This is a genomic window from Kluyvera georgiana, assembly GCF_050990895.1.
GTDB classification, from domain to species: domain Bacteria; phylum Pseudomonadota; class Gammaproteobacteria; order Enterobacterales; family Enterobacteriaceae; genus Kluyvera; species Kluyvera georgiana.
Genome location: NZ_CP158865.1, coordinates 990,683 through 1,017,262, shown reverse-complemented (window position 1 = coordinate 1,017,262; position 26,580 = coordinate 990,683). Strand labels below are relative to the sequence as shown.

Annotated in this window: 23 protein-coding genes and 2 CRISPR repeat arrays; of the genes, 7 read left to right on the top strand and 16 right to left on the bottom strand. The window is 52.4% G+C overall.

Annotation, left to right across the window (positions count from 1 at the left end; all coding sequences use genetic code 11):
* Nucleotides 1-638 precede the first annotated feature (638 nt).
* The 4 genes from ABTW00_RS04870 (at nt 639) to tnpA (ending at nt 2,586) form a co-directional block, all read left to right on the top strand.
* Nucleotides 639-1,091, top strand: a complete 453-nt coding sequence (locus ABTW00_RS04870; protein ID WP_433639237.1) for a PTS sugar transporter subunit IIA — start codon at nt 639-641, stop codon at nt 1,089-1,091.
* A gap of 97 nt (nt 1,092-1,188) precedes the next feature.
* On the top strand, nt 1,189-1,305 hold the full coding sequence (locus ABTW00_RS04865; protein ID WP_433639234.1) for a hypothetical protein: 117 nt from the start codon (nt 1,189-1,191) through the stop codon (nt 1,303-1,305).
* A 32-nt stretch (nt 1,306-1,337) separates the two neighbouring features.
* Nucleotides 1,338-1,982, top strand: a complete 645-nt coding sequence (locus ABTW00_RS04860) for an HAD-IA family hydrolase (RefSeq protein WP_433639232.1) — start codon at nt 1,338-1,340, stop codon at nt 1,980-1,982.
* Between the two features lie 157 nt (nt 1,983-2,139).
* Complete coding sequence (gene tnpA / locus ABTW00_RS04855) at nt 2,140-2,586, top strand: IS200/IS605 family transposase (RefSeq protein WP_433639230.1); 447 nt, start codon at nt 2,140-2,142, stop codon at nt 2,584-2,586.
* A 67-nt stretch (nt 2,587-2,653) separates the two neighbouring features.
* Here tnpA and ABTW00_RS04850 read toward each other — a convergent pair whose 3' ends face one another.
* From ABTW00_RS04850 to cysJ, 14 genes are all read right to left on the bottom strand, one after another.
* Nucleotides 2,654-3,415, bottom strand: coding sequence for a DeoR/GlpR family DNA-binding transcription regulator (locus ABTW00_RS04850; protein ID WP_433639227.1), 762 nt, complete (start codon nt 3,413-3,415; stop codon nt 2,654-2,656).
* A gap of 91 nt (nt 3,416-3,506) precedes the next feature.
* The gene (locus ABTW00_RS04845) at nt 3,507-4,643 is read right to left on the bottom strand and encodes a hypothetical protein (protein ID WP_433639224.1); all 1,137 of its coding nucleotides are present in this window, start codon (nt 4,641-4,643) and stop codon (nt 3,507-3,509) included.
* A gap of 18 nt (nt 4,644-4,661) precedes the next feature.
* Entirely contained in the window at nt 4,662-5,165 is a 504-nt protein-coding gene (locus tag ABTW00_RS04840; protein WP_433639222.1) for a hypothetical protein, read from the bottom strand.
* Between the two features lie 129 nt (nt 5,166-5,294).
* Nucleotides 5,295-7,336: a CRISPR direct-repeat array (repeat unit 29 nt; unit sequence CGGTTTATCCCCGCTGACGCGGGGAACAC).
* Between the two features lie 96 nt (nt 7,337-7,432).
* Nucleotides 7,433-7,726 (bottom strand): type I-E CRISPR-associated endoribonuclease Cas2e, encoded by a 294-nt coding sequence (gene cas2e / locus ABTW00_RS04835; protein ID WP_433639220.1) that lies wholly within the window; start codon nt 7,724-7,726, stop codon nt 7,433-7,435.
* The gene (gene cas1e / locus ABTW00_RS04830; RefSeq protein ID WP_433639218.1) at nt 7,726-8,646 is read right to left on the bottom strand and encodes a type I-E CRISPR-associated endonuclease Cas1e; all 921 of its coding nucleotides are present in this window, start codon (nt 8,644-8,646) and stop codon (nt 7,726-7,728) included. The genes cas2e and cas1e overlap by 1 nt, the downstream gene beginning before the upstream one ends.
* Nucleotides 8,643-9,293, bottom strand: coding sequence for a type I-E CRISPR-associated protein Cas6/Cse3/CasE (gene cas6e / locus ABTW00_RS04825; protein WP_433639216.1), 651 nt, complete (start codon nt 9,291-9,293; stop codon nt 8,643-8,645). The genes cas1e and cas6e overlap by 4 nt, the downstream gene beginning before the upstream one ends.
* Nucleotides 9,275-10,021 (bottom strand): type I-E CRISPR-associated protein Cas5/CasD, encoded by a 747-nt coding sequence (gene cas5e / locus ABTW00_RS04820; protein WP_433639214.1) that lies wholly within the window; start codon nt 10,019-10,021, stop codon nt 9,275-9,277. Before cas5e ends, cas6e begins: the two co-directional genes overlap by 19 nt.
* 10 nt (nt 10,022-10,031) lie before the next feature.
* The gene (cas7e, locus tag ABTW00_RS04815) at nt 10,032-11,090 is read right to left on the bottom strand and encodes a type I-E CRISPR-associated protein Cas7/Cse4/CasC (RefSeq protein ID WP_433639212.1); all 1,059 of its coding nucleotides are present in this window, start codon (nt 11,088-11,090) and stop codon (nt 10,032-10,034) included.
* Nucleotides 11,091-11,100: 10 nt separating this feature from the next.
* Complete coding sequence (casB, locus tag ABTW00_RS04810; protein WP_433639209.1) at nt 11,101-11,664, bottom strand: type I-E CRISPR-associated protein Cse2/CasB; 564 nt, start codon at nt 11,662-11,664, stop codon at nt 11,101-11,103.
* Complete coding sequence (gene casA / locus ABTW00_RS04805; RefSeq protein ID WP_433639206.1) at nt 11,661-13,217, bottom strand: type I-E CRISPR-associated protein Cse1/CasA; 1,557 nt, start codon at nt 13,215-13,217, stop codon at nt 11,661-11,663. The genes casB and casA overlap by 4 nt, the downstream gene beginning before the upstream one ends.
* An 11-nt stretch (nt 13,218-13,228) precedes the next feature.
* A complete protein-coding gene (gene cas3, locus ABTW00_RS04800; protein ID WP_433639203.1) occupies nt 13,229-15,874 on the bottom strand; it encodes a CRISPR-associated helicase Cas3' in 2,646 nt (881 codons plus the stop codon).
* A gap of 193 nt (nt 15,875-16,067) precedes the next feature.
* Nucleotides 16,068-16,802, bottom strand: coding sequence for a phosphoadenosine phosphosulfate reductase (gene cysH / locus ABTW00_RS04795; RefSeq protein ID WP_223803934.1), 735 nt, complete (start codon nt 16,800-16,802; stop codon nt 16,068-16,070).
* 134 nt (nt 16,803-16,936) lie between these two features.
* Nucleotides 16,937-18,649 (bottom strand): assimilatory sulfite reductase (NADPH) hemoprotein subunit, encoded by a 1,713-nt coding sequence (cysI, locus tag ABTW00_RS04790; RefSeq protein WP_110496999.1) that lies wholly within the window; start codon nt 18,647-18,649, stop codon nt 16,937-16,939.
* On the bottom strand, nt 18,649-20,451 hold the full coding sequence (gene cysJ, locus ABTW00_RS04785; RefSeq protein ID WP_433639199.1) for an NADPH-dependent assimilatory sulfite reductase flavoprotein subunit: 1,803 nt from the start codon (nt 20,449-20,451) through the stop codon (nt 18,649-18,651). Before cysJ ends, cysI begins: the two co-directional genes overlap by 1 nt.
* Nucleotides 20,452-20,755: 304 nt before the next feature.
* On the opposite strand from cysJ, the gene queD reads away from it, so the two are divergent.
* A complete protein-coding gene (queD, locus tag ABTW00_RS04780; RefSeq protein WP_163446301.1) occupies nt 20,756-21,121 on the top strand; it encodes a 6-carboxytetrahydropterin synthase QueD in 366 nt (121 codons plus the stop codon).
* A gap of 165 nt (nt 21,122-21,286) precedes the next feature.
* The gene (gene agp, locus ABTW00_RS04775) at nt 21,287-22,528 is read left to right on the top strand and encodes a bifunctional glucose-1-phosphatase/inositol phosphatase (protein ID WP_433639196.1); all 1,242 of its coding nucleotides are present in this window, start codon (nt 21,287-21,289) and stop codon (nt 22,526-22,528) included.
* 66 nt (nt 22,529-22,594) lie between these two features.
* Here the strand turns inward: agp and ABTW00_RS04770 are convergent, their stop codons facing one another.
* Together ABTW00_RS04770 and queE are read right to left on the bottom strand one after the other, a co-directional pair.
* On the bottom strand, nt 22,595-22,789 hold the full coding sequence (locus ABTW00_RS04770; RefSeq protein ID WP_433639193.1) for a hypothetical protein: 195 nt from the start codon (nt 22,787-22,789) through the stop codon (nt 22,595-22,597).
* A gap of 127 nt (nt 22,790-22,916) precedes the next feature.
* A CRISPR array of direct repeats spans nt 22,917-23,738; the repeat unit is 29 nt; unit sequence CGGTTTATCCCCGCTTACGCGGGGAACAC.
* A 324-nt stretch (nt 23,739-24,062) separates the two neighbouring features.
* Nucleotides 24,063-24,734 (bottom strand): 7-carboxy-7-deazaguanine synthase QueE, encoded by a 672-nt coding sequence (gene queE / locus ABTW00_RS04765; protein WP_433640932.1) that lies wholly within the window; start codon nt 24,732-24,734, stop codon nt 24,063-24,065.
* A 292-nt stretch (nt 24,735-25,026) separates the two neighbouring features.
* Between queE and ABTW00_RS04760 the strand changes: the two genes are divergently transcribed.
* Complete coding sequence (locus ABTW00_RS04760; protein ID WP_065357933.1) at nt 25,027-26,364, top strand: gluconate:H+ symporter; 1,338 nt, start codon at nt 25,027-25,029, stop codon at nt 26,362-26,364.
* Nucleotides 26,365-26,580: the final 216 nt, after the last annotated feature.

The window sequence follows — 26,580 nt, the reverse complement described above, 5'->3', positions numbered from 1 at the left end:
ATGGTCTGGTAGAAGGTATAAAAAAATAAACACTTTGATATATGTTTTTTAGAACTATAAGTTCCATAAAAGAAATTATTCAATAAGGTGGACATAAGGATATCCTTCTGGTGCACCTTTCTATTAAAAAAGAAAAATACACTTATGCAGAAAGTAATCAGGCTTACATGAGAAATGCCTGAGCGGCAAATGTCGTTTATGCAAAGTGACCAGCTCCCCGATGTTTGTGATGTTTTCATAAGACACATGTGAATATCCCCATGAAAAACCGCAAACAAGCCATTTCCGCATTTGTTTCGTAAAGGCCAGGTAACCATCCAGCAAGCCTTTATCTCTGTGATGCAGAGTAACCAACAATTTCACAAACCACAGTGCTTTTCCAGTGATCTAGCTCAAATATGAATTCCATTGGCGACGAGACAGTACCACTCCGGGTGGAACGGGTTATGAATACCCATAACAGGGCCCTTCCAGATACTGGCTATGAAAAACATCTGTCATCAAAGATGAGATCTCATTCACAAAATACAAACACAGCAAACCAAAACAGAATCTATAAATCTTGTTTTGGTTTTGTTTTGATCGTATGTTAATTACACAAAAGCAATCATCAATCTTCAGTTAACCCGGGAGGATCCATGAAAATTGCAATCGTAATTGCTTCAAATGGTTTACTCGCCAGCGAATTGGTCAACGTAGCAGAACGAACTGTTGGGCAGGTAGAAAATGTCAGGGCCATAGGATTTCACGATAGTGAAAGCATTGAGGAACTTGTAAATCGTTACAGGCAAGCAAGCAAGGAACTAAATACTACCAATGGCATTGTTTTTTTAATAAATGACAGATTGAGTTGTCACCATTACGTTGCAAGTCAACTTGTCCATGAACTCCAAAATGGCTGCGTCATTACAGGAGTTAATCTTCCTATGTTAATTTCATTATTTCTGTACGAATCTAATGAAACTGAAATAGCCCCTTTTGCTTCCAAAGCGAAACTATATGGTATAGCCGGTATTCAGCTAACTGAAAAAAGCGATATTGATAAGGCGATTAACGATAAAAACAAAAGCAATGAATTATTTGGGGTTTGAGTTTTACACAGAAGGAAATTTTTTATGGAAAAAATAACAGTTCAGATATCAATACCTAAGGCTATTGGTGACTCAAAAACGGTAGTTTGACCTGGGCATGGATGCTGTTCTTGTGAATTCGGCTATTGCACAGGCCAGTGATCCTGTTGCGATGGCCACGGCCATGCGCCTGGCCACCGAAAGTGCACTTTATTACAAGAAAGCTAAAGGTTAACTAATACCTGTCCTTTTATTTGTGGAGGGATTATGACTGAAATTATATGTAAAGCTATACTTTTTGACCTTGACGGAACGCTGGTCGATTCTGGCAAATGTATAGAAGAATTGTGGAGTGAATGGGCTGAAAAGCATCATCTAGATATAAACTATGTTCATTCCATAATACATGGCAGAACAATAGAGGAAGCGCTTTCAAAAATATCACCGTATTTTAGTAATGAAAAATGTGTTGAAGAAGTTAAATCTCTCGCGATTGAAAAACTGAGTAAAATGGCTCCGGTATCAGGTGCGGTTACTTTTTTATCCTCCTTGCCCCATGATTTGTTTGCTGTTGTAACATCCGGCGCGAAAAAGGTGGCATTGCCAAGCATGTATGGTGCAGGCATTCCGGTCCCGGAATGCATAATTACAGCCGAAGACGTCCTGAAAAGTAAGCCATCACCGGAACCCTATTTGCTGGCTGCTGAGCGACTCAATAAGCATCCGGGATATTGTGTCGTTTTTGAGGATGCTGATGCCGGCATTACCTCTGCTCTTGCTGCGGGCATGCGGGTCGTCGTTGTAGGTTCATCACTGGATCTAAAATATGAATATCAGAAGCTTCTTCGGGTAGATAATTTTAATAATATTAAAGTAACATTTGACGGTGACAACATCATAATTTCATTATGAGTCCATCATAAAATACAGGCTTGATGCCTGTATTTTAATTATCAATCTTAAAACACCTCCTATGGAGGTGGTGATCGTTCATGTGGGGCTTTGCCCGTAGAATGCCCATGCTAAATACTGCCCCGGTTTGTTACCAGCAAATCAAGGAGTAAATAGCATGAGCAGATATGAATCCGCTTCCCACGTATTCTATCGCTGTCAGTATCATCTCGTATGGACCCCGAAGTACAGATACAAAATCCTCAAGGGTAACCTTGGTAAAGAGCTTTACCGCAGTATCTACATCTACTGCAGCATGAAGAAATGCACGGTAGTAGAACTAAATGTGCAAATAGATCATATACATCTGGTTGTCGGACCCCCACCAGGTTTAAGTGTTTCCGAGTTAATGGGATTTGTGAAGGGGCGAACGGCCATCAGACTGTTCGCAAAGTTTCCTTATCTCAGGAAGCACAAGCTTTGGGGTAATCACTTTTGGCAAAGAGGATATTTTGTGGATTCAGTAGGGGCAAACGAAGAAATAATCCGACGATATGTACGGTACCAGGACAAGGTAGCGAAAGAGGAAGAAGAAAGACAAATACAGCTGGGACTGGAAAGGTAGTGTTTAAGCCCCCTTTTAGGGGGCCGTGTCAAAGCCACCTGCTATGCAGGTGGTTTTTTACAATCTGTCAGAATGGTTTCAAAATATTGACTGATTCCGGAATGCATTTCCTTTCATCCGGTGTCAATTCCCTCTCAAAGATTAATGTATCCAGTTCACTGTAAGAACAATAACAATATAATCCCTGTAATGAAATTTTGGATGTATCTGCGAGAAGAATCGACTTACTGGCTTGTTCAAGTACTATTTCTTTAGCTTCAAGCTCTCTGTATGAACCCACAGTAGGACCATTCTGATGAAATCCATCACAGCCCATGAATGCGATATCAATATTGCTCTGACGTAATGCCCTCATTGTCCAGGCTCCGACATATGAATAACTTTTAGGTCTTAATTCACCGCCGGTGACCAGTAACTGATTTTTACTGTTTGAAAGTGCCTGTGCCGCCATCATCGAATTTGTAATTATGGTCAGGTTTTCATACATATTCAGCACATTAGCAAGTTGCAGTAAAGTTGTTCCGGAGTCGATGAAAATAACATTGTTTTCTCTAATCAGGGAAACGGCACAATTAGCAATTCTGGATTTTTCTTCGGCATGTGAACTAATCTTGAACGGCAATGGATTTTCAGTGTAATTGCTTGCCGGGAGGACAATCCCGTGGCCTCGCTGAAGGATATTTTTCTCATGCAACTCTGTCACATCCTTTCGGATCGTTTCAGGAGTTACGTTGAACATTTTTGCCAGTTCACTAATGGTTGCTCTGCCGTTAGTTAATACCACATTGATTATTTTATTTCGGCGTTCTACATCTACTGGTCTGGCCATAACTGCCTCACGTTAAAAATTCAATTTTGCATTAAACAAACCGTCCTGATACCGGAAGTGACTGACTCCATGTTCACCTCTGTCAGGCTTGTTACTTCAGTTCTTTCAATTGTGCCATTACACAACTGACTACCCTGTCCATTTCCTTACAGAATTTTTTCACATCACCTGAGCTTCTGCTCCTGGGTTGCACGTAGGTTTTTTTATCAAACCGACAGGTGTAGTATTTCACAGTCTCATTAAGTCGGGGACGTGTACCTTCCCGGGTAAGATGAACTTCTACATATTCATCATTACCATGGGTATGTTGTCCTGTATGAAGATAAAGCGGAGCCCAGTCTGTCATCAGATGATCGTTGTTATTGTTGACTATTTTTGCATTTATACCCGCCCGGCGAAGAGCATCAGGTAAATAGGTCGAATACAGGTTATCAATAAAACCGTATGTCCCTACAATGATGATATCGCTTATCTCTTTGCGCGTTAACCCGACGAACTCTGGCGCAAAATCATCCGGGTGAAACACCAGACTCATCAGAGTGTCAAAGTCAGAGGTCGTTTGGTACAGAGGCGTTGACGGTGATCCTTTCCATGTATCCGGTGCCGCTCTTTCTTTTAACAGTCCAGCGTTCTGTAAGGCACGCACCGCCTGAATAGCTATGCCACTATCCTGGCTCGTAAGAGCCAGCTCGGCCTCTTCTGAGGAGGCACTACCATGCACAGGTTCGGTCTGACGGATTTTTAGTTCCCGGGCAAACCTGATCTGATAGCTGGTCAGCGTGCTGACAAGGCGAATAAAATGGTATCGCTTGCCATCAGGCATTTCGCTGAGTGGAGTTCGACCCAGCGTCACCGACAGGCGTGTATAATATTCGGTCTTTGATTTTTCATCATCTGTTGCCAGTTTTCTTATGACCGGTAACAGATCCTCCTCTCGAAATTCCACTGTTTCATCATAGTCACGATTAAGCCCCAGAAGAAACGTCTCAAGACGTTCGAGCCTTTGCTCCCGCTCTATCCCGGCGATACCCTGAATAAACTTTTCTGTGGCAGAAACAGTGCCTCCCAGGAGAGGTACTTCCTTAATGGCCTCAATGATCAAATCTTTTGCCAGTTTCCTGTTAGCCTGGCTGCTGTAAATTTCTTTTGCTACCGCCCTAACCTCTTCCATAAAGGGGGATGACTTACCGTGCCCTTCCGGAGGAACATTTTGGTCAGACCTTCTCATATGTTCTCCCCGGCAGACTCATTTCACTGACGTCAGAAGGGTGTCTGCAGTGTCCCGAAGCCAGACATAGAGTTCATGACCGTCTTCGTCCGGCCCCGCATCCAGCTGAATACAGCGCTTTGTGACTGTTCCGCCACTGGCCTGGATATCTCTGAGCAGGGAGCCCACCGTGCCGGTTCTGTCATCAATCACCACCCGGTCCTGATATTCCGCAAACTGGTTCAGGGTAAGGTCGACAAACCAGCCGGTCACCTCCACGATGACGTGGGATTTTACTGTCGACCGGTACTTTTCCCGGAAATCCTCAGTCGTCTCCATATGGATAATCACCGGCTTCAGGGACGGATCACCGTCCTGAAGATACTGCGCCAGAAAGTTGCTGGCCAGATCGCAGCAGCCGTGTGGGAAGGCATTCAGCTCCTTCCATCGGTCCATCCGGAAGCATTCATTGGAGCGGGTGTCGGCCGCAAGCACCAGGGCGTTGCGGAAAGCGTGGATACGGCGTCTGATTTCTGGTGTCATTTTGTCACCTTCCCGCCTTTCGGCTCAGCCCGGGCCTGCATCAGCAGTTCTTTCTGCAGCGCCTTTTCACTGGCCCGCAGGGTTTTCACTTCCTCCCGGCTCTCCTGCAGCTGTTCATTCAGGTGTTCACGGTTTATCCCCGCTGACGCGGGGAACACGGATCCATCACGTTTAACGTGAACGTAACCAACGGTTTATCCCCGCTGACGCGGGGAACACGAGTTCATCCTCTGCCCCGGTATTATCGTCACCGGTTTATCCCCGCTGACGCGGGGAACACGTCGCCATCTGCGCCACCGATAACGCTGAGGCCGGTTTATCCCCGCTGACGCGGGGAACACACATGGCACCCAGCGGTTTGATACTCTGCGTTCGGTTTATCCCCGCTGACGCGGGGAACACCTTTTGATACCCACCCCGAACCAGCAAAAACCCGGTTTATCCCCGCTGACGCGGGGAACACCTCCAGGGGAACCGTTTCAACCGGGTAGAAATCGGTTTATCCCCGCTGACGCGGGGAACACAACATTGTCATAAATGGTGTAATTGGTATCACCGGTTTATCCCCGCTGACGCGGGGAACACTGAATCTGTGCTCGACTGAGAGTAGGGCGATGCGGTTTATCCCCGCTGACGCGGGGAACACCAGCGCGCAAAACCACTCGATACCTGAATAACCGGTTTATCCCCGCTGACGCGGGGAACACGGTGGCTCTGATGCTGAAGGTAACTACACCGGCGGTTTATCCCCGCTGACGCGGGGAACACTCCAGTGCTTCGTTAAAGCGGCCGATGAAAATCGGTTTATCCCCGCTGACGCGGGGAACACTAAGACCGGGACCACGAACGCATCAAACTACGCGGTTTATCCCCGCTGACGCGGGGAACACAAGGCCCAGCAGGTAAGCAGGGAATCAAGCTGCGGTTTATCCCCGCTGACGCGGGGAACACTGATGAGAAACTGATAAGCCGACCAAACTCGACGGTTTATCCCCGCTGACGCGGGGAACACGTTGACGGCCACCAACTGGACGACGCAGGGAACGGTTTATCCCCGCTGACGCGGGGAACACTGAATTGAGCTAGCTCCATTGCAGCCTCCACGCGGTTTATCCCCGCTGACGCGGGGAACACGTCGTCAACAACATGATGCAGAAGCTCAGCGGCGGTTTATCCCCGCTGACGCGGGGAACACTCAGATACATCAAATTCTATTTGATATGTTTTCGGTTTATCCCCGCTGACGCGGGGAACACCCGATTAAACGTGACGGTAACGAAATCAACACCGGTTTATCCCCGCTGACGCGGGGAACACGGAGGATCCACCATGACAGACAGCACCGCCAACGGTTTATCCCCGCTGACGCGGGGAACACGAAATCATAACGAGTCTGACGAGAGAACATGCGGGTTTATCCCCGCTGACGCGGGGAACACTTATTTGTGTTGAAAAAACCCGTACTCAGCAGCGGTTTATCCCCGCTGACGCGGGGAACACTTCTAGTTATATCGATAGGTATATGGATCAGCCGGTTTATCCCCGCTGACGCGGGGAACACGTAGATGATTTCCGGGCCGTTGTAGCTGTTATCGGTTTATCCCCGCTGACGCGGGGAACACGTCACCGGCGCGGCCGAGCCGATCAAAAAACGCGGTTTATCCCCGCTGACGCGGGGAACACACGTCGGCCAGCTCTGCGGCGCTACCGGTAGCCGGTTTATCCCCGCTGACGCGGGGAACACTGGCGTAGCCAGAATATAGGGCCTGCGGAGAACGGTTTATCCCCGCTGACGCGGGGAACACTGCCGGGTAACAGGCTGGCGTTAGCATCCCACCGGTTTATCCCCGCTGACGCGGGGAACACCAATTGATCGCCATCTGGCCGTACAGGGTTGTCGGTTTATCCCCGCTGACGCGGGGAACACCTCAGTAGGTTGGCGCGGTCGATGGTCAGGATCGGTTTATCCCCGCTGACGCGGGGAACACTTTAGCGGCTGCAGCAACGCGAAGGAAGCTGTCGGTTTATCCCCGCTGACGCGGGGAACACCAGGAAGGCCCACAGGCGACACCAGGCGACGGCGGTTTATCCCCGCTGACGCGGGGAACACAGTTCCATCAATTCAGGCGCGCGCTTGTTTAGCGGTTTATCCCCGCTGACGCGGGGAACACACTAAACCTATATACTTGTTCCAAAAGCTCTTTTTTAAGGCAAAACAATCTACCAACGTTTATATAACAATTCCATATTATTAAAGAACGCGTAATTTATTGATTTTCAACAGGAAGAAATGAAACCAAACGCAGTCCATCCAAATCTACCGGAATACGTCGGTTTTCACCCCATGTCTGAAACTCAAAACCAGATTCCGTATTAGTCGCCCAGGCCATGACGATATTTCCGCCACCGCCGAGCTGCGTGATCTGTTGCCAGATCATTTCCCGAATACGTTTCGAAGTATCGCCAACATATACGCCAGCCCGAATCTCCAGCAACCAGATGGCAAGACGGCCCCGCAAACGCGGTGGTACGTTTTCTGTAACAACAACCACCATACTCATCAGCCATGCCCCCGATGACCACTATCACCCAATGCTTGCGGTTCCGGTATCGCCGGCGGCAACATATCTGGCGCAGGCTGAGGGGGTTCAATATTTCCGGCGGCGAGCACTTCTTCAATAAGTGGGATCAGTTTTCCCGTCAGCTTTGAGCTGCGAAAAATATCGCGGCAGGCGAGGCGAACTTCTTTATCCGGCTCTGCCGGGTGGCAAGCGGCGATTTCAAATGCTTTTGGCACGACAGAGTCAAATTTGATGATATCGGCAATGTCATAAACAAAAGAAAGCGGCTTACCGCTATGGATAAAACCGATAGCTGGCGCATATCCCGCCGCCAGGATAGCCGCTTCGGAAATCCCGTACAGGCACGATGTCGCCGCGCTAATACATCGGTTGACGACATCCCCCTTCTCCCAGTCTTTCGGATCATAGTTACGACCATGCCACTTCACGCCATACTGCTTCGCCAGCAATGCATAGGTCGCCCGCACACGGGAACCTTCGATACCGCGGAGCTGCTCAATGGAACGACGAGCGGGCGGCGGCTCGCGAAAACGCAGTTCATACATTTTGCGCACCACCTTCAGCCGCAGTTCATCATCCAACGCCAGCTTTGCCTGATAAAGCAACTTATCGGCTCGTGCGCCGCCGGGTTGCCCGGAAGAATAAACCCGCACGCCAGCTTCACCCACCCACACCAGCAGCGTTCCTACTGTCGATGCCAGGCGCACGGCTGCGTGGGAAACTCGCGTTCCCGGCTCCAGCATAATGCAGGCGACCGAACCAACGGGAATGTGCGTGCGGATCCCGGTCTTATCGATCAGCACGAAGGCGCCATCCAGCACGTCGATCTGACCATACTGGAGAAAGATCATCGAGGTGCGATCTTTTAACGGGATCGGATTGAGCGGCACAAATGTCACGCGTCGTCTCCAGGTTTGATCATCATCATTCCGCAGCCAAACGCCCGACTTTTACCGTATCCCTGCGCCAGACGTTGCAGGAAAAGCGCGGGTTCGGTAACCACCAGCATACCGGTATAGTCCACGCTGCTGAACTGAATCATCTGCCGCGATTTCTCGCGGCGAATCTGGTGCTGCCGATAAGCGTCAACGCTTGCCCCACGCAGGGTAAAACCATTTTTATCTCCCTGACGCGCCAGCCACGCCAGCGCAGCCTGCTGTTGATGGGCCCAGCTCTCCCGGCTTTCACCCTGCGCTTTAAGCTGGCGTTTCGCCTCCATCAGCAGATCGTGACGCTTCCCGTTTTTGCAAATCGTCGGGTTAGCGCGCAGGCTAAAGCAGAGCGTCTGTCCGGCGCTCAGCGCAGGCGCAAACGGACGGGTCTGTACGTCAAAAATGGCGCTGGCAGCGGGCTGATCTTGTGACAGAACAAAAAAGCGAAACGCCCCCTGCAACTCTTCACGACGATAGAGAAACTGACGCTCCTTCCCGCCAGGAAAAAGCGCCCACAGCCACTGATGCATGACGTACTCGCCGCGCTCCACCAGGTGTAAGAGCTGTGAAGGCGCCAGTTCGCGGGTATGCAACGTTATTCTTGAGAGATACACGCATCCTCCTTGCTGAGCCACGGCCCCTGATTCACGGTACGTTCACCGAACAGCCATTGCTGACGGTTTATAGGCATATCGCGTCGGCGTAAAATTTTATTCGCCGTTAAGCCATCATGTTCGCCTTCCCACCAGCATTCATTCTGTAATACGGGGAGAGGCAGTCTCAGCGCATTGAATTTATCCTGATACTGACGATACGCTTCGCGTAACACATCCGCCGCACTCCCCTCCAGCAGTTGCGGCGCAAGCGGCAACGCCAGAGGGTGACTTTTGCGCCCCAGATACAGCGGGAATACAGGATGTTGTAACGACGCCTGAAGCTGCGCCAACGTGTAAGGCGCATCCAGCGTCGCGCTGATGGCGACCATCCACCACGCGTCGGTATAGTAGTCGCGTCGGGAAATCAGCGCGCTCAGTAGCTCAGGATCCTGTAACTCTTCGCGACGACTGAAGTAACGCGCTTTACGCACCTCTTTCGGCATCTGCACGGTATGATAATCCCGTGCCCAGCGCGGGCTACAGCTGGCGCACAGCAAAAATGCATAATGACGATTAAAGGCGTTCAGCCGTTCCTCTTCATCGCGGCGAATACCAAGCGCCGCCGCTAATAACCCCAACAGCGCGGAACGCGAAGGAAGTTCATGACTGTGGCGCACTTCGCCTGGCGCATCCACGCCCCAGGAGGCCATCGGCCCATGAAGCTGAAAAACCAGATATTGGCTCATAAGCCACCCCTTATGCGCAGATAAAATCGAGCACGTCTTTGATGCTTCCCTTCTTATTCATCACGTCAAAACCGGTAGATTCCGTTTGCTGCTCATAGACTTTATTCATATTTTCACGCAGTTCGGTGATTCGTTTTACCGCTACATCCAGCTGATTGGTGCCGTTGATCGGATTGTAAAATGCGGCCGCTAGCGATCGCGGTTGATCGGTACCTTTTTCCGCCAGCGCCCAGGAAGCATAGGCACGGCTGGCAAAGCTGTTCTGCTTGCCGGTCGGCGACACTTTCAGCGCGGCCTCAGTAAATGCGCGTAGAGTTTTGTTTGCCAGCTCTTCATTGCCGTTCAAATTTTTCACCAACAAATCTTTGTCGATGCAGATATAGGTATAAAACAGCGCCGAGCCGAACCCAGTTTCTCCCAGATGCCCTGCACCGGCATCTTCTGCCGCCGCCTGGCGTAAATCATCCACAGCGGTAAAGAAATCGTCTTCAACGATCGTTTCGCTGACACCAAAAGCGTGCGCAACCTGGCAAGCTGCTTCCACGTTGAATTCGGGTTTATTCGCCAGCATGCGGCCAAACATCGCAATATCGACGGCCATACGATCGCGGCGTAACAGCGCCAGTTCGTCTTCTTTCGGCGCACGTTTTTCTTCCGCCAGACGATGCGCCAGGGCTTTTACCGCATCAAATTCCGCCGGGCTGATATGTACCAGCTGTTCGGTTTCGGCGTTAGTCAGGATATCTTTTGCTTTCTTGTCGGCCTTCACTTTACCGAAGCAGCTGGCAATACTTTCTACCCACTCGACCGCTTTTTTCGGTTCAATCCCTTTTTCAATCAGAATATTCGCCGCCTCGCGCGCAATGCGCCCACTACGGATACCAATATTTCCAGCGAGCGCCTGCTCAAAAAGCTCAGAAGTACGCCATGCGCGCTTCAGGCTTTGCGAAGAAATACGCAGACGCGTTGCGCCACCAAGCAGCACCGTTTTCGGTGAGCCGGTGTCGTCGCGGTTCAGGTTGGCAGCCGGGTAAGCGGTCAGTAAATGCAGCTGAATAAATGTGGTCATCTGATAGTCCTTATTGATCTTTGTTATTGTCCGTATCAACTTCACCGGCCTGGTAATATTCCAGCGCCCAGCGGATACGAATAAATTCAGTCGGCCGCTGCTGGCGGCGAAGATGGCTAAGCTGTTCGTCGTTTTCCCGGCACCAGAGGAAGACGTCGTCTGCCAGCGAGGGAAGGTTCACCACGCCGTTAAGCAACCGAACCGCACGCAATAGTTGACGCAACAGTTCATCAGGGGTTTTCACCGCAGACAGCCGGGAAAATCGCAGTTCGGACATGACCGGGTTGCTGCCCGTCACCTGGCCTAACTGGGCAGCAAACTTCTGGCGTTCATCAATCGATTTAACATGTGCAGCCAGCGCCGCCGTGATCGCCAGTGCGGTAAAACGCCACTCCTCATTTTCACGTTTCCATAAGGTGTGAGTCTGCATCAGCAGGGAGCGAAATCCCTCCGACAGGCAGGCTTCATTTACCGTTTTACTGCGACGCAGGCTGGCACGCAGGCCGCGTGTTTCCTGCAATTCTTCATGCCATCGGCGTAACGTAACCTTATGGTCGTCCTTCACAATACTCATTCAGCCGCCTCCTGCTTTTTTGCCCCGGCGGCTTTCGCGCTCTGCTTCTCCGCCGATTTCGCGAAATACTTTTTACGCGCCAGCATAATGCGTTTGAGATCGCTCCCTTCATAAGGGTTGGTAAAAACATGGTCGTCAAAGTAGCGGCGGGTAAGTTTCCAGATATTCGTTTGCCACTGACTCAGTCTTTCTTCCGCGCTTTCGCCACTTTCAAGGTCATGCACCAGTGCAAGAAAGTGCGTCTGCGTGAGATGCCAGAAATCGATATCAATAAAGCTGAAGTCGCCGCGCGCGCCTTTGGCATCCGCAAACCAGGCCTCTTTTAACGCGCTACGCAGCAGGCTGAGATTGCGCGACGCCGTTTGCGCCGCCAGCCGGAGATCGGGAACAATACTGTCGGTTAATAGCAGCGGGAAGTGATGTTCATACCAGCAGCGGGCTTTCATATTGTCGAAATCATAACCAAAGCCCCACAGCCCCACTTTGGTGTCCTTGAGGCTACGCGCACCGGTTGTTTTGACAACCAGCGCCGGATATTCGGTGTTATTTTCTGACGTACCTTCCTGATTTAAACCTAGCCAGTCTCGCCAGATGAGCCCGCCGGGCTGCGGCTTAACGGAATAGCGCTCGCTGTCCCCTTTCAACGCCAGACGGTAAGGCGTTAACGGATGCGTCCAGCCCGCATAGTTAACGCCGTAGTTCTTCACCGTCATCCCGCTAAGCAATTCATCACTTTGGGCTTCACAGAGATCGCAACGCCCCGAATGGGTGGTATTAAAATCAAGGCGGATGCGGCGCGGCATCCCCCAGTAGGCCTGAAGCAAATCCACCTGTTCCGGCGTGGTGACGGCATTTGCCTGTTCGCTAGTACGCGTGGGGGCCAACCAGGGAAAAACAGATTCATCACACTGGTTTGGCACGGGCATCCCTGCGCTGTCCTGCGGCATCACATTGAGCCACAGTTTACGCCACAGGGGCGTTTGCCGGTTTCCCTGATACTCCTGCAATTCGATGAGCGTGGTCATCGGCCCGCCGCCGCGCAGCCCGGTGCGATAACCTTTACCGCCCGATGGCGCATTAAGCTGTAATGAAAAGAGCGCCAGCGCCGCACAGTGCGGGCAAAAGCGCTCGGTGACGCCACGCTTAACAAAATGGTCTTTATTAAATTTAGTGGTTTGCGCGCCGGGGATTTCTGGCAGCAATGAGGCGATAGAAACGGTCTCTCCGCTTAACGGCTCGAAATCCTGCATAAAAGCAGGCGTTTGGTCGCCAAACTGGAAAGCAGGCTCCAGCGGTACCAGCGCCTTTTGTAGCGCCTCTGCGCTCAGCCCATCGAACCAGATATCCTCCCAGCGGGCGCTATTTTTCGGCGCAATACTGCACTGCAATAACCCCAGCAAAAACTGCCAGGCCGCACCCTGTAAATCCGCCCGCACAGCGGCGATATCCACCACGCTTTCATCGGCCAGATTGACCGGCGCCAGCTTGCCCACAGAACCGTCGTTAAAACGTACGGGAAGCCAGGGGGTTGTTATAAGTGAGAAATTATTCATATGGTTAGCAGCTAAACCTCCATCATTCCGATTAATCCTTCACAGGCTGAATAACCGCTGTTTTCAACCTCCGACACCACAATCACCACGGCAAACTCCTGATTTTGATGTTGCTCCACGCACCACTGCTGAAGCGGCTTGCCGTCAAGCAATGTGAAATCTGCACGATGTTTATTCCACCAGCCCTGGCGTACCCGCATCGCGCTCATTTCCCAGGCGTGCTCTCCCGGCGCATACGGCATCACGACCCCATCAATAATTCTGGCCAGCCACAGCGTGATGGACTCCTCAGCCAGTCGTGTCGACAGTTTCTCAGGCAGAAAATCGCTGCTTTCCGGGCTGTATCCTGCCGCGAAGTTGAGGATATTTTGCGCAGCGAAGGCCCGGTCACAATAATATTTCCCTTCCTGCAGTTGCTCCGTCTTCGCGAACCCCTCCGGCATCGCAACGTCGTCACCATAGACGGATTCAATCAGCAGCCGGGCTGACTGCGGCATTCGAATCTCGCCTTGTTGTCGTAATACGCGCTGAGTCAGCCACAAACGACCATGATCGGGATAAACGTAGGCACTGTTGCGCATCGCGCTGGATAGCCAGTCTTCACGCGGCGCGTCATCCCATTCGGGGGCAAGGATCAACAGTTCTGGCGCATCGCGCTCATCCTTCCCTGCCGTTTTCACCAGGCCATGACGATCGCGGATATGTCGCTGTAAACGTCCTGCCCTTTGGATCAGTAAATCCACCGGCGCTAAGTCAGAAATCATTTCATCAACGTCGATATCCAGACTCTGCTCAATAACCTGCGTAGCGATAATGACTTTACCCGCGCGCTGACCCGCGCTTTTTTTACCAAACACATTCAGCGTTTGAGTTTCGATTTTCTGGCGATCGTGAAAGGCAAAACGGCTGTGAAAGAGGATCAGATTTTCAGGTGAAACAATGCCCCTGGAGAAAAGCTGGCGATAAATGCGGATAGCGTCATCCACGGAATTTCGGATCCAGGCAATGCACTTACCATTCCGCACCGATTGCTCAATGCGTTCGATACACGCCTGCTCACTGTCTAACCAACCGACGTTGACGCGGCGTTCAACCTCTTTGCGGGTCGCCACATGCTGAGAAACTACATCATTACCCACCACCTGCGTCAGCCAAGGGTAATCGTCATGGCCCAGCAGCGGCGCTTCCACGTTGCTCTTCGTACCACGTGCAAACGCCGCGATCAGCCGGTTGCGTTGCTGCTGGGACAGCGTGGCGGAAAGCAGAATGGTGGAATTACCGTTGCGGGCCTGGTTTTCAATCAGGCTTTCGAGGATACGAGACATATAGGCATCGTAAGCGTGGATCTCATCAGCCAGCAGGATTTTGTTTCTCAGGCCCAGCAAACGCAGGTTGTTGTGTTTAAAAGGCATCACCGCCATCATTGCCTGATCGAGCGTTCCCACACCGACTTCCGCCAGCAGCGCTTTTTTATTACTGTCGGCAAACCAGGCGGCGCAGCCCTGTTTTTCATCCGGCTCTTCCGAACCGGATAAATCCCCCGACCAAAGCGATTGATTAAACCGGTCCATCAGTTGGCGCGCGCTGTGCGCCAGGACCAGGCTAGGGCGAGAATCGGAGTCATACAGCGCCAGCCAGCTTTTCGCCAGCCTGTCGAACATGGCATTCGCCGTCGCCATGGTCGGCAGACCAAAGAACAGCCCCTGCGCTTTACCCGCGGCCATCAGACGATGGGTAAGAATCAGCGCGGCCTCGGTTTTTCCCGCCCCGGTGACATCTTCCAGAATAAACAGCTGCGGCCCTTCCTGATTCACCTCCAGCTCCAACGCCTTTTGCTGCAACGGCGTTGGCTGGCGGATAAAAGGAAAGAGCGTATTAACACCGGAGAAAGGAGCCACCGCAGAAGACGGCGGGAAAAGAGCCAGCGCCGCCTGCGCTTTCTCCAGCGCCTGCCGCCAGTAGGCGTCGATAGGCATTGCATGGGCAATGAGTGGGAAAAAACGAGTAGACGACCCGGTCCAGTCAGCCAGAACCACCGCCGCCGAAATCAGCCAGGAGAGCCGTTGAAAAACCTCAATACCTTCGTCTTCATCCCAGAATGCCGGAACGTCAATCAGTGGAAACAGCGCTTTGATACTGGTAAGAAATTCTCGGGCCGCGTCTTTATCCTGTTGGAGAAAGTTATTGAGTTCAGGAATCCCTTTTGGTGGACGTCCGTGATGCCCGGTCGTTAGTGGCATCCACATCGTTATCACGCGCTTCAGTTTACGAGGAGAGAGGGTCGAAGCAGGCCATAATTCACTATATTGATTTAGCCAGGTATTCCATAGCCCGTAACCTAAATCAGCATGGGAGATAAATTCATAGTTTTGCCGACTTTCTGGAGGGAGCGAAAGATTGGGATGGCTATACTGCCGTTGGAACGAATTGGCGAACTTCCCGGTATCATGCCAGCATAATAACCAGGCGAAAAACTGCGCGGCCTGCTCTCTGTCCTTGATACCTAATTGACCGAATGCATCAGCCAGACCGTAAATGTTGCGCTTCACCATCCAGTAGCCGACAGCGGCTACATCCAGTGAATGCCAGCAGAGTAAATGATAATCATCACCCCCCTCCTTTTCTGCCCGGCGGGTTTTTCCCCAATAATTGAACATCGCTGCAAAGGCTCCACCTAAAGACACGTAATTCATCATCACGTATTTGCCAGGCCAGCCAATGATTTATATCAATAGACCACTCTGTTTTACCGCCTCTCTTGCGTACAAAATGAGGCTTTTTACTCGCTCTAATATGAAAATCCCGGCATAACCGGGATAATAAAATTTAATGAGCAAAACGGGATTAACCTTACCCTTCGTGCAGCCCGCACTCGCGTTTCAGCCCGAAGAAGCGCGTCTCTTCTTCCGCCATGCCCGGCTCCCATTTGCGGGTGGTGTGCGTATCGCCAACCGACAGATAGCCCTGATCCCACAGCGGATGGTATTTCAAACCGTGTTTTTGCAGATACTGGTAAACCGTACGGTTATCCCAGTCGATAATCGGCAGCACCTTAAACACGCCGCGCTGAATCGCCAGCACCGGCAGCGTAGCACGGCTACCAGACTGCTCGCGGCGCAGGCCGGCAAACCAGGTCTGCGCGTTTAGCTCTTTGAGCGCCCGGTTCATCGGCTCAACCTTGTTGATGTCATTGTATTTCTCAATGCCTTCAACACCCTGCTCCCACAGTTTGCCGTAGCGCGCTTCCTGCCATGCCGCGCTCTCTTTGGCGCGATAAACCTGGAGATTGAGTTTGAGTTTGTCCGTTAACTCATCAATAAACTGGTAGGTTTCCGGGAACAGGTAGCCGGTATCGGTGAGGATCACCGGGATATCCGGGCGAATCTGATTCACCAAATGCAGACTCACCGCCGCCTGAATGCCAAAGCTTGAGGAGAGCACGTATTCGCCGGGCAGGTTTTCCAGCGCCCAGGCCACGCGATCCTCGGCGCTCAGTTTTTCCAGTTCGGCGTTGGTTTCGGCCAGCGCCAGTACGCGATCGACCTTTGGCAGGTCGTTCAGGGCGTTTAGATCGAGTTTGGACATATGGACCTCGTTTGTGTGTTTCCCCTCACCCCGGCCCTCTCCCCAAAGGGGCGAGGGAGAAAACCGAGCGGCAGAGAAAACCGAACGGTCCCCTCTCCCCTGCGGGGAGAGGGTTAGGGTGAGGGGGTACGGTGTTATTCCCAGAAATCACGCGCTGGATCGAGCACCGGGCGAATGATGCCCGCACGCACCGTAAAGTCGCCGAAGCCTTCACCCGCTTCACGCTCTTTCGCCCAGCGCCCAACCAGTTCGTCAATGGAATCGAGAATTTCCGGTTCCGTAATATTTTCGCGGTACATACGCGGAATACGCGTCCCCATGCGGTTGCCGCCCAGATGCACGTTGTAACGCCCCGGGGCTTTGCCCACCAGACCCAGCTCCGCCAGCATCGCGCGGCCACAGCCGTTCGGGCAGCCGGTCACGCGCATCACGATATGCTCGTCAGGAATGCCGTGTTTTTCCAGAATCGCTTCCACTTTGTCCGTAAACGACGGCAGGAAACGCTCGGCCTCCGCCATCGCCAGCGGACAGGTCGGGAACGACACGCAGGCCATCGAGTTTTCACGCTGCGGCTTCACCGCATTCATCAACCCGTGGTCGCGCGCCAGCTTCTCGATCTTCGCTTTCTGGCTTTCCGGCACGCTGGCAATAATCAGGTTCTGGTTAGCGGTGATGCGGAAATCGCCTTTGTGGATCTTCGCGATCTCCAGTAAACCGGTTTTCAGCGGACGTCCAGGATAATCCAGGATACGACCGTTTTCGATAAACAGCGTCAGGTGCCAGTTGTTGTCGATCCCTTTCACCCAACCAATGCGATCGCCACGACCGGTGAACTCATACGGGCGGATCGGCTCAAACTTGATCCCCGCGCGGCGCTCAACCTCTTCCTTAAAGGTGTCGATACCGACGCGCTCCAGGGTATATTTGGTTTTCGCGTTTTTACGGTCGGTACGGTTACCCCAGTCACGCTGGGTCGTCACCACCGCTTCGGCCACGGCCAGGGTATGCTCCAGCGGCAGGAAGCCGAACTCGCTTGCCGTACGCGCATAGGTTTTCTTATTACCGTGCTCAATAGACAGACCGCCGCCGACCAGCAGGTTAAAGCCCACCAGCTTGCCGTTTTCAGCAATCGCCACGAAGTTCATGTCGTTGGCGTGCAGATCGATATCATTCTGCGGCGGGATCACCACCGTGGTTTTGAATTTACGCGGCAAATAAGTCGCGCCGAGGATCGGTTCTTCGTCGGTGGTGGCGACCTTCTCCTGATCGAGCCAGATCTCCGCATAGGCACGGGTACGCGGCAGCAGATGTTCAGAGATCTTTTTTGCCCACTCGTAGGCCTCGGCGTGCAGCTCGGACTCATACGGGTTGGAGGTGCACAGCACGTTACGGTTCATGTCGTTGGCGGTCGCCAGCGCGTCCAGCCCGACGGAGTGCAACATCTGATGCACCGGCTTGACGTTCTTCTTCAGAATGCCGTGGAACTGGAAGGTCTGACGGTTGGTCAGACGAATGCTGCCGTAAATCGTGTTGTCAGCGGCGAATTTATCGATGGCCTTCCACTGGGTAGTGGTGATCACCCCGCCCGGCAGACGGCAGCGCAGCAGCATCGCGTGACGCGGCTCCAGCTTCTGCTCGGCGCGCTCGGCGCGGATGTCGCGGTCATCCTGTTGGTACATGCCGTGAAAACGGATCAGCAGGAAGTTATCGCCGTGGAAGCCGCCGGTCAGGCCGTCGTTAAGGTCTTCCGCGATGGTGCCGCGCAGGAAATTACTTTCACGCTTCATGCGCTCGGCGTCAGTCAGTTTGCCTTCGACCACTAAAGGCCCTGGGTGTTTTTCGCTCATTAGTAGACATCTCGCTGATAACGGCGCTCAACGCGCAGCTCACTTAAAAATTCATCCGCCGCTTCGATGTCCATTGCACCGAATTCAGCAATCACTTCCAGCAACGCCTGCTCAACGTCTTTCGCCATGCGATTGGCGTCGCCGCAGACATAAATGTGGGCACCGTCATTAATCCAGCGCCACAGCTCCGCGCCCTGTTCGCGCAGTTTGTCTTGTACGTAGATTTTTTCTTTTTGATCGCGGGACCAGGCCAGATCGATACGGTTCAGCACGCCTTCTTTCACGTAGCGCTGCCATTCAACCTGATAGAGGAAATCTTCGGTGAAGTGCGGGTTACCGAAGAACAGCCAGTTCTTACCTTCCGCACCGTCGGCGGCGCGCTGCTGCATAAAGGCGCGGAACGGCGCGATACCGGTGCCTGGGCCAATCATAATGACCGGGGTCTGCGGGTTCGCCGGCAGGCGGAAGTTGTCGTTGTGCTCAATGAACACGCGCACTTCGCCCTCTTCTTCCACGCGGTCGGCGAGGAAGCTGGAGGCTCCACCGGTGCGGGCACGGCCTTCGATGTCGTAGCGCACGACGCCGACGGTCACGTGCACTTCGCTTTCAACTTCCGCCTGTGAAGAGGCGATAGAGTAAAGGCGCGGCGTCAGCGGACGCAGCAGGCCGATTAATGCTTCGGCATCAAGCTGTGCCGGGGAGAAACGCACCATATCGACGATTGGCGTGGTAGCCGCATACTGCTGAAGCTGGGCTTTATCGCCCACCAGCGGCAGCAGGGACTCGCTGCGCGTCAGCGTAGCGTAGTTCTCCACGATATTCGCGGTATTGACCGTGAGTTCGAAGTGCCACTGCAGCGCTTCGGCCAGCGGCAGGGTTTTGCCGTTAACGGTGACGAGCTCGTCGCCCTTCAGCCACAGCAGCTCCACCAACTCTTGCACCAGCGCAGGATCGTTCTGATACCACACGCCCAGCGCGTCGCCTGGCTGATAGCGCAGGCCAGAATCACCGAGGTCAATTTCAATATGGCGGACGTCTTTTTCAGAATCGCGGCCGGTAATTTTCTGGTTGACCGACAGCGACGCCGACAGCGGCGCCTCTTTGGTGTACGGGCTGGAGTGAATGTCGTTCACCGCCCCGCTTGCTGCCGCCTGCACGGAAGGTGCAGCCGGCGCGCGGGCTTTCAGCACCTCAACCAGACGCGCACGCCATTCGGCAGCGGCGGCCTGGTACTCCACATCTGCATCGACGCGGTCGAGCAGGCGCTCACCGCCCAGCTCGGCCAGCTTGCTGTCAAAGTCTTTCCCTGCCTGGCAGAAAAACTCATACGAGGTATCGCCAAGGCCCAGCACCGCAAAGGCGGTATCGGTCAGCTTCGGCGCTTTTTTCGAGAACAGGAATTTATGCAACGCCACCGCTTCTTCCGGCGTTTCCCCTTCGCCCTGCGTAGAGGTCACAATGACCAGCAGCTTTTCCGACGCGATTTGTTTGAATTTATAATCCCCGGCGTTGACCAGGTTCACGTTCAGTTTCGCGGCCAGCAGATCGTCACGCAGCGCTTCAGCGACGCGGCGGGCATTGCCGGTCTGCGAGGCGGAAATCAGCGTAATGGCCGGGACTTCGACGGCAGCCGGTGCGGCAGAGACGGCTACGGCGCCAGGCTGCTGATTAAGCACGCCCCAAAAATAGCCGGAAACCCAGGCAAGCTGGGTGGGTGATAAATCAGTAGTGGCCGCCTGAAGGCGCGCTAACTGCTCCGGGTTAAGCGGGAGCAAAGCTGAAGGGGGAGACTGTGTTGTCATGCGTTGTTATGTTCCAGTAGCAAAGCTGTTTCTAATCAGGAAAAACAAAACTGAATGTAAGGTTAACGACGTGGATAATAACAATTAAAGAAGGGATAGAAATATCAAATAACCAAATGGACTAACCTCTTTTCCTGGTAGTTAATAGCAATAAAACAGATTAAATAACCCATTGATATGAATAGACAAAAATTATCATCGTGCACAATTATTGCACTCTTTGGCCATTTGGCGGTTTTAGTTAATGCAGAAAAATGTGCATTCGGGTACTATGCGGCGTTTTTTTCCGCAAGACTGAGAGTTCATGATGTCCACCACACTGTTTAAAGATTTCACCTTCGAAGCCGCCCATCATCTGCCACATGTGCCGGAAGGGCATAAGTGCGGTCGCCTGCACGGCCACTCGTTTATGGTGCGTCTTGAGATTACCGGTGAAGTCGATCCCCATACCGGTTGGATCATGGATTTTGCCGAACTGAAAGCGGCGTTCAAACCAACCTACGATCGTCTGGATCACTACTATCTGAACGATATTCCGGGTCTGGAAAACCCAACCAGCGAAGTGCTGTCCCGCTGGATCTGGGAACAGGTTAAACCAGTTGTGCCGCTGCTTAGCGCGGTAATGGTGAAAGAAACCTGCACCGCAGGCTGCGTCTACCGCGGCGAGTAAGTCAGTCGGCATGCGGGGAGTCGGTTCGCGTCTTCCCCGCTTCCCTTCCGTAGTTTCCTATCACATTAATTTCCCTAATCTTTCAGAATGCGGCATCTACCCAGGAAATATGACGAAGTTCTGTCACACTCTTTGGGTTGGTTAATACATTGTGAGGAATAAGGGATGAAAAAAACGCTTCTCGCCGCAGCAATGCCGGCACTGTTATTGTTCTCAGGACTGAGCCAGGCGCAAACCCCACCCGAAGGCTATCAACTTCAGCAGGTGCTGGTGATGAGCCGTCACAACCTGCGCGCGCCGTTGGCGACTAACGGTAGCGTGCTCGAACAGTCGACGCCGAACGCCTGGCCGGAATGGGACGTTCCCGGGGGCCAGCTCACCACCAAAGGCGGCGTGCTCGAAGTCTATATGGGCCATTATATGCGTGAATGGCTGGCGCAGCAGGGACTGGTCACCAGCGGGGAATGCCCAGCGCCGGACACGGTATACGCCTATGCCAACAGCCTGCAACGTACCGTTGCCACCGCCCAGTTCTTTATTAACGGCGCCTTCCCCGGCTGCGACGTTGTCGTCCACCACCAGGAAAAAATGGGCACCATGGACCCAACCTTTAACCCGGTGATCACCGACGACTCTGCCCCATTCCGCGAGAAGGCGGTACAGGCGATGGAGAAAGCGCGGCAGGCTCAACAGCTCGACGAGAGCTATAAGCTGCTGGCGCAGATTGCCCGTTATCAGGATTCTCCTTCCTGCAAAGAGAAGCAACAGTGTTCGCTGAGCGATGCGAAAGACAGCTTTAGCGCCAACTATCAGAAAGAGCCCGGCGTTAAGGGGCCGCTGGCAATCGGTAACTCGCTGGTCGATGCGTTCACGCTGCAATATTACGAAGGGTTCCCGCTTGACCAGGTGGCCTGGGGGGAAATTAAGACCGATCGGCAATGGCGTCTGCTGTCAAAACTTAAAAACGGCTATCAGGACAGCCTGTTCACCTCACCAGAAGTCGCGCGCAACGTCGCCAAACCGCTGGTGAAATATATCGATAATGCGCTGGTAACCGAGGCGGCGAAAACGCCGAAAATCACCGTGCTGGTAGGCCATGACTCGAATATTGCCTCGCTGCTGACGGCGCTGGATTTCAACGCCTACACGTTGCCGGGACAGTACGAACGCACGCCAATCGGCGGGAAAATTGTGTTCCAGCGCTGGCATGACGGCAAAGATAATCGCGATATGATGAAAATCGAGTATGTCTATCAGAGCGCCGAGCAGCTGCGTAACGCTGATGCATTAACCCTGAAAACACCGCCGCAGCGCGTCACGCTGTCGCTCAAAGGCTGCCCGGTTGATGCCAACGGTTTCTGCCCGATGGACACCTTCTCGAAAGTCATGAACGACGCGGCGAAGTAAAGCTTAACGTCCCCGGCTGAGCGAAGCGATGCCGGGTCCTCAACGGGGCCGAATAATTATCGCCTATTATGTTCGCCCACGTTCATTCGCGGCCTGCACCCCTCCACAATATCTTGTTTCCAATAGCGCCTCAGAAAGTGAAGAAATCATCATGCGCTGGAAATCATCGCGTTCTGCATTAATCAATTCATCAAGCTGAATCTCAGCATCGGCAGGTAATGGTTCGGTATTTATCAAAACAACGGCTTTATCGTAATGCATCCTTTTATCTCGTTTAAATGGTGTGCTGATTTTCGCGGAGAGGCTCGTTCTGGCGGTGCAATCTGGTGTATCCCCCGCTCACGCGGGGAACACTCACCGGCTTAAGCACCTTGCGTTCAAACCACGTCGGTTTATCCCCGCTTACGCGGGGAACACGAAGGCCTTGGGAGCCGATACATCCTCTACTACGGTTTATCCCCGCTTACGCGGGGAACACTATCGTTCCGGAAAGTCGGTGTGGTTTAACAGCGGTTTATCCCCGCTTACGCGGGGAACACATAATGGCTGTGGCGCTTGAGGCTTTTTGCCTCGGTTTATCCCCGCTTACGCGGGGAACACACAGTCCACTACCAGCGAAACGGTCATAACTGCGGTTTATCCCCGCTTACGCGGGGAACACCTTAGCGCTAGGTTATGGAATACTGCACTTAGCGGTTTATCCCCGCTTACGCGGGGAACACTGGGGCGACCCTGTCTGCGTGCTAGTATTACCCGGTTTATCCCCGCTTACGCGGGGAACACAAATCGTTGAGGAGGGTTAACCGTGGCTAAAACGGTTTATCCCCGCTTACGCGGGGAACACCGGTTTGAGGTTATTACAAGCAAAACAATAACCGGTTTATCCCCGCTTACGCGGGGAACACTTTATGCGCTGGGGACGCGTTCGGCTTATCGTCGGTTTATCCCCGCTTACGCGGGGAACACTCTAATTGCGGCGGCGTCGTATGCTCTCGCCGCGGTTTATCCCCGCTTACGCGGGGAACACACGAAACCCCCTGTTATAAACAACAAAATAGCCGGTTTATCCCCGCTTACGCGGGGAACACTTGCGGCAGCCGTTACGCCGGGTTATCGACATCGGTTTATCCCCGCTTACGCGGGGAACACGCCGGGATGAAGTTGCAGCAAAACATTCAGGCCGGTTTATCCCCGCTTACGCGGGGAACACTCTAAACACATCTATATGTTTACAAAAAAATTTTTCAGCAAACAACAATCAACCAACAAAATAGCAACCTTTCCATGTTTTTAAAGATCACCTAATCCAATGATTTTTAATAACAAAATAAAATCACCGCTATTCTTCCCTGAAACTTACCAAAATAGTGTGACGCAGATGACATTCGAGAGCACCACCATCGAAATCAGGATACAGATACGCACGACACGATGCCGGCAGACAATTTGAAAAGGGAGAAACGATATTTTGCGCCAAGGTTTATTGACGGCATCAGATGACGGTCACCGGACGGCAACCGTCGAACATCAGGGATCAGGCAATATTCAGATACTTGTGCGTCTGCATCGACAGGCGCCAGTTGCGCGCAATACAGGTTTCAATACACAGGCGGGTTGCATCATCTTTCTGACTGATCGGCTGCAGCGCAATAATACGCTGTTTGTCATCACTCAGCGTCTCCAGCAGCTCATCCAGCGCTTCAATATCGCGCACGCGGCCTACCGGATGCTTGATTTCATCGGCGCGTTCCAGCGCCTGCGACAGCACGTCGTAGCCGCCGCGCATGTTCACCTTCGGCGACACGGTCACCCAGGTGCTAGGCGTGCAGCGCACTTCATGGGTACCGCTGGTTTCAATCTGGCAGCTAAAGCCGTTCTGCTCAAGCAGCGCGGTAAGCGGAGTTAAGTCGTGGATGCACGGCTCGCCGCCGGTAATCACCGCGTGACGCGCGGTCCAGCCCTGACGGCCAATAATCGCCAGCAGATCGTCGCTGCTTGCCGCCCCCCATTTATCGCTCTCTTTGGTTTTCGCCAGGATACTGAACAGAGAAACTTCCCGATCCTCGAGCTTATCCCAGGTATGTTTGGTGTCACACCAGGCGCAGCCTACCGGGCATCCCTGTAAACGAATAAAGATGGCGGGGACGCCAGTAAAATAACCTTCACCCTGCAGGGTTTGAAACATCTCGTTAATCGGGTACTGCATCATCGGCTCTTCAGTAGTGGTAAACCGTCATTATTGCATATTTCGCGCCAGCGATCCCTCGCACTTCTTGCGCAACCGCACGTTGCTTTTTTGCCGACGCACTTAGCGGGGGTTTTCTGTGATGTATCCAATCCTTTTGATGAAAATTAACATTTTCATTACATCGTTATTCGCCCTCTTTCACTGTTTAACATGTTGCTGCGTGATTCAAATTGGTATGACACATTTTCGTGAGTAATATCCAAAACCGGCTACATATCATACCAATTATAAATTTTGACAAGGAAAAAGGATGAACGCGTTTGCTGAAGCCCTGCCGGTGATCTGGGTCGCCCTGGGCGTTGTACTGCTACTTATTCTCAATATGAAATTTAAGATCAACGGGATGCTCGCACTGCTGCTGGCGGCGATTTTTGTTGGCGTGTGTGAAGGATTGCCGCTGGAGGCTATCGGGAAATCGATCGAGGCGGGCGTTGGCAGCACGCTGGGGCATCTGGCATTAATTATTCTGTTCGGTGCGATCCTCGGTAAGCTGATGGTCGATTCCGGCGCGGCCCAGCGTGTTTCCTCGACTTTGCTGCAAAGCTTCGGGCCGAAAAAAGTACAGTGGGCAATCATGGTCATTGGCCTGATATTCGGCCTGGCGATGTTTTACGAAGTTGCTTTCCTGATCCTCGCGCCGCTGGTGATCAGTATTGCTCGCGAAGCCAAAATTCCGTTCCTGAAGCTCGGCATCACGATGGTGGCCGCCGCAACAACCGCGCATAGCCTGTTCCCGCCGCAACCAGGCCCAACGGCGCTGGTTGCCGCTTTCCACGCCGATATGGGGATGGTCTATATCTACGGCGTTATCGTCGCCATTCCAACGGTTATCTGCTCGGGCATTCTACTGCCAAAACTGCTGGGCAATCTGGAGCGCCCAATTCCACAGCTGCTGGAATCACAGAAGGTTTTTCGCGATGACGAAATGCCGTCGTTCGCCACCAGCCTACTGGTGCCGTTGATTCCGGCGATTATCATTACCGGCGTGACCGTGATTAAGCTGTTTATCCCGGCTGGAGCTACCGTCATCTCGTTTCTTAACTTTATCGGTAGCGCGCAGGTCAGCATGCTGATTGCCGTGCTGGTCGCGCTGTATGCATTCGGTACCGCGCGCGGTAAGTCCATGACCGAGGTGATGAGCTCTTACTCCACCGCCATTGAGAAAGTTGCGCTGGTCGTCTTTATCATCGGTGCAGGGGGTGCCTTTAAGCAGATTATTATGGATACCGGCGTGGGCGATTACATCGCCGATATGATGCGTACCTCTTCCATCTCGCCGTTGATTATGGCGTGGTTTATCACCGTGCTGCTGCGACTGGCTACCGGTGCAGGTACCGTCTCTGCGATTACCGCGGCGGGGATTGTGGGGCCAATGATTACCACCTTTAATGTTGATCCGGCGTTGATGGTGTTGGCGACCGCCTCGGGAAGCAACACGCTGACCCACGTCAATGATGCCGCGTTCTGGTTATTCAAAGAGTATTTTGGCCTGTCGATTAAAGACACCTTTAAGACATGGGGGCTTTTAGAATTAACCAACTCCGTTGTCGGTCTGTTAATTGTATTATTACTCGATTTGATTATCTAAATATTTTTAAAAATACATTTTATAAACAATCCGTAGCGCGGCCCACTGCGGATTGTTTTTCTTCTTTTAAAAAGTCATTTATGATGTAACAAAAAATGTTTTTTCTTACAGTTAAGACACAACTATTAATTTTATATAATCCATAATAAACAATGCATTAAGTTTAAGAATAAAATTTATTGAATCTTTTTAAATATCAAGATGTCAAATTTAATC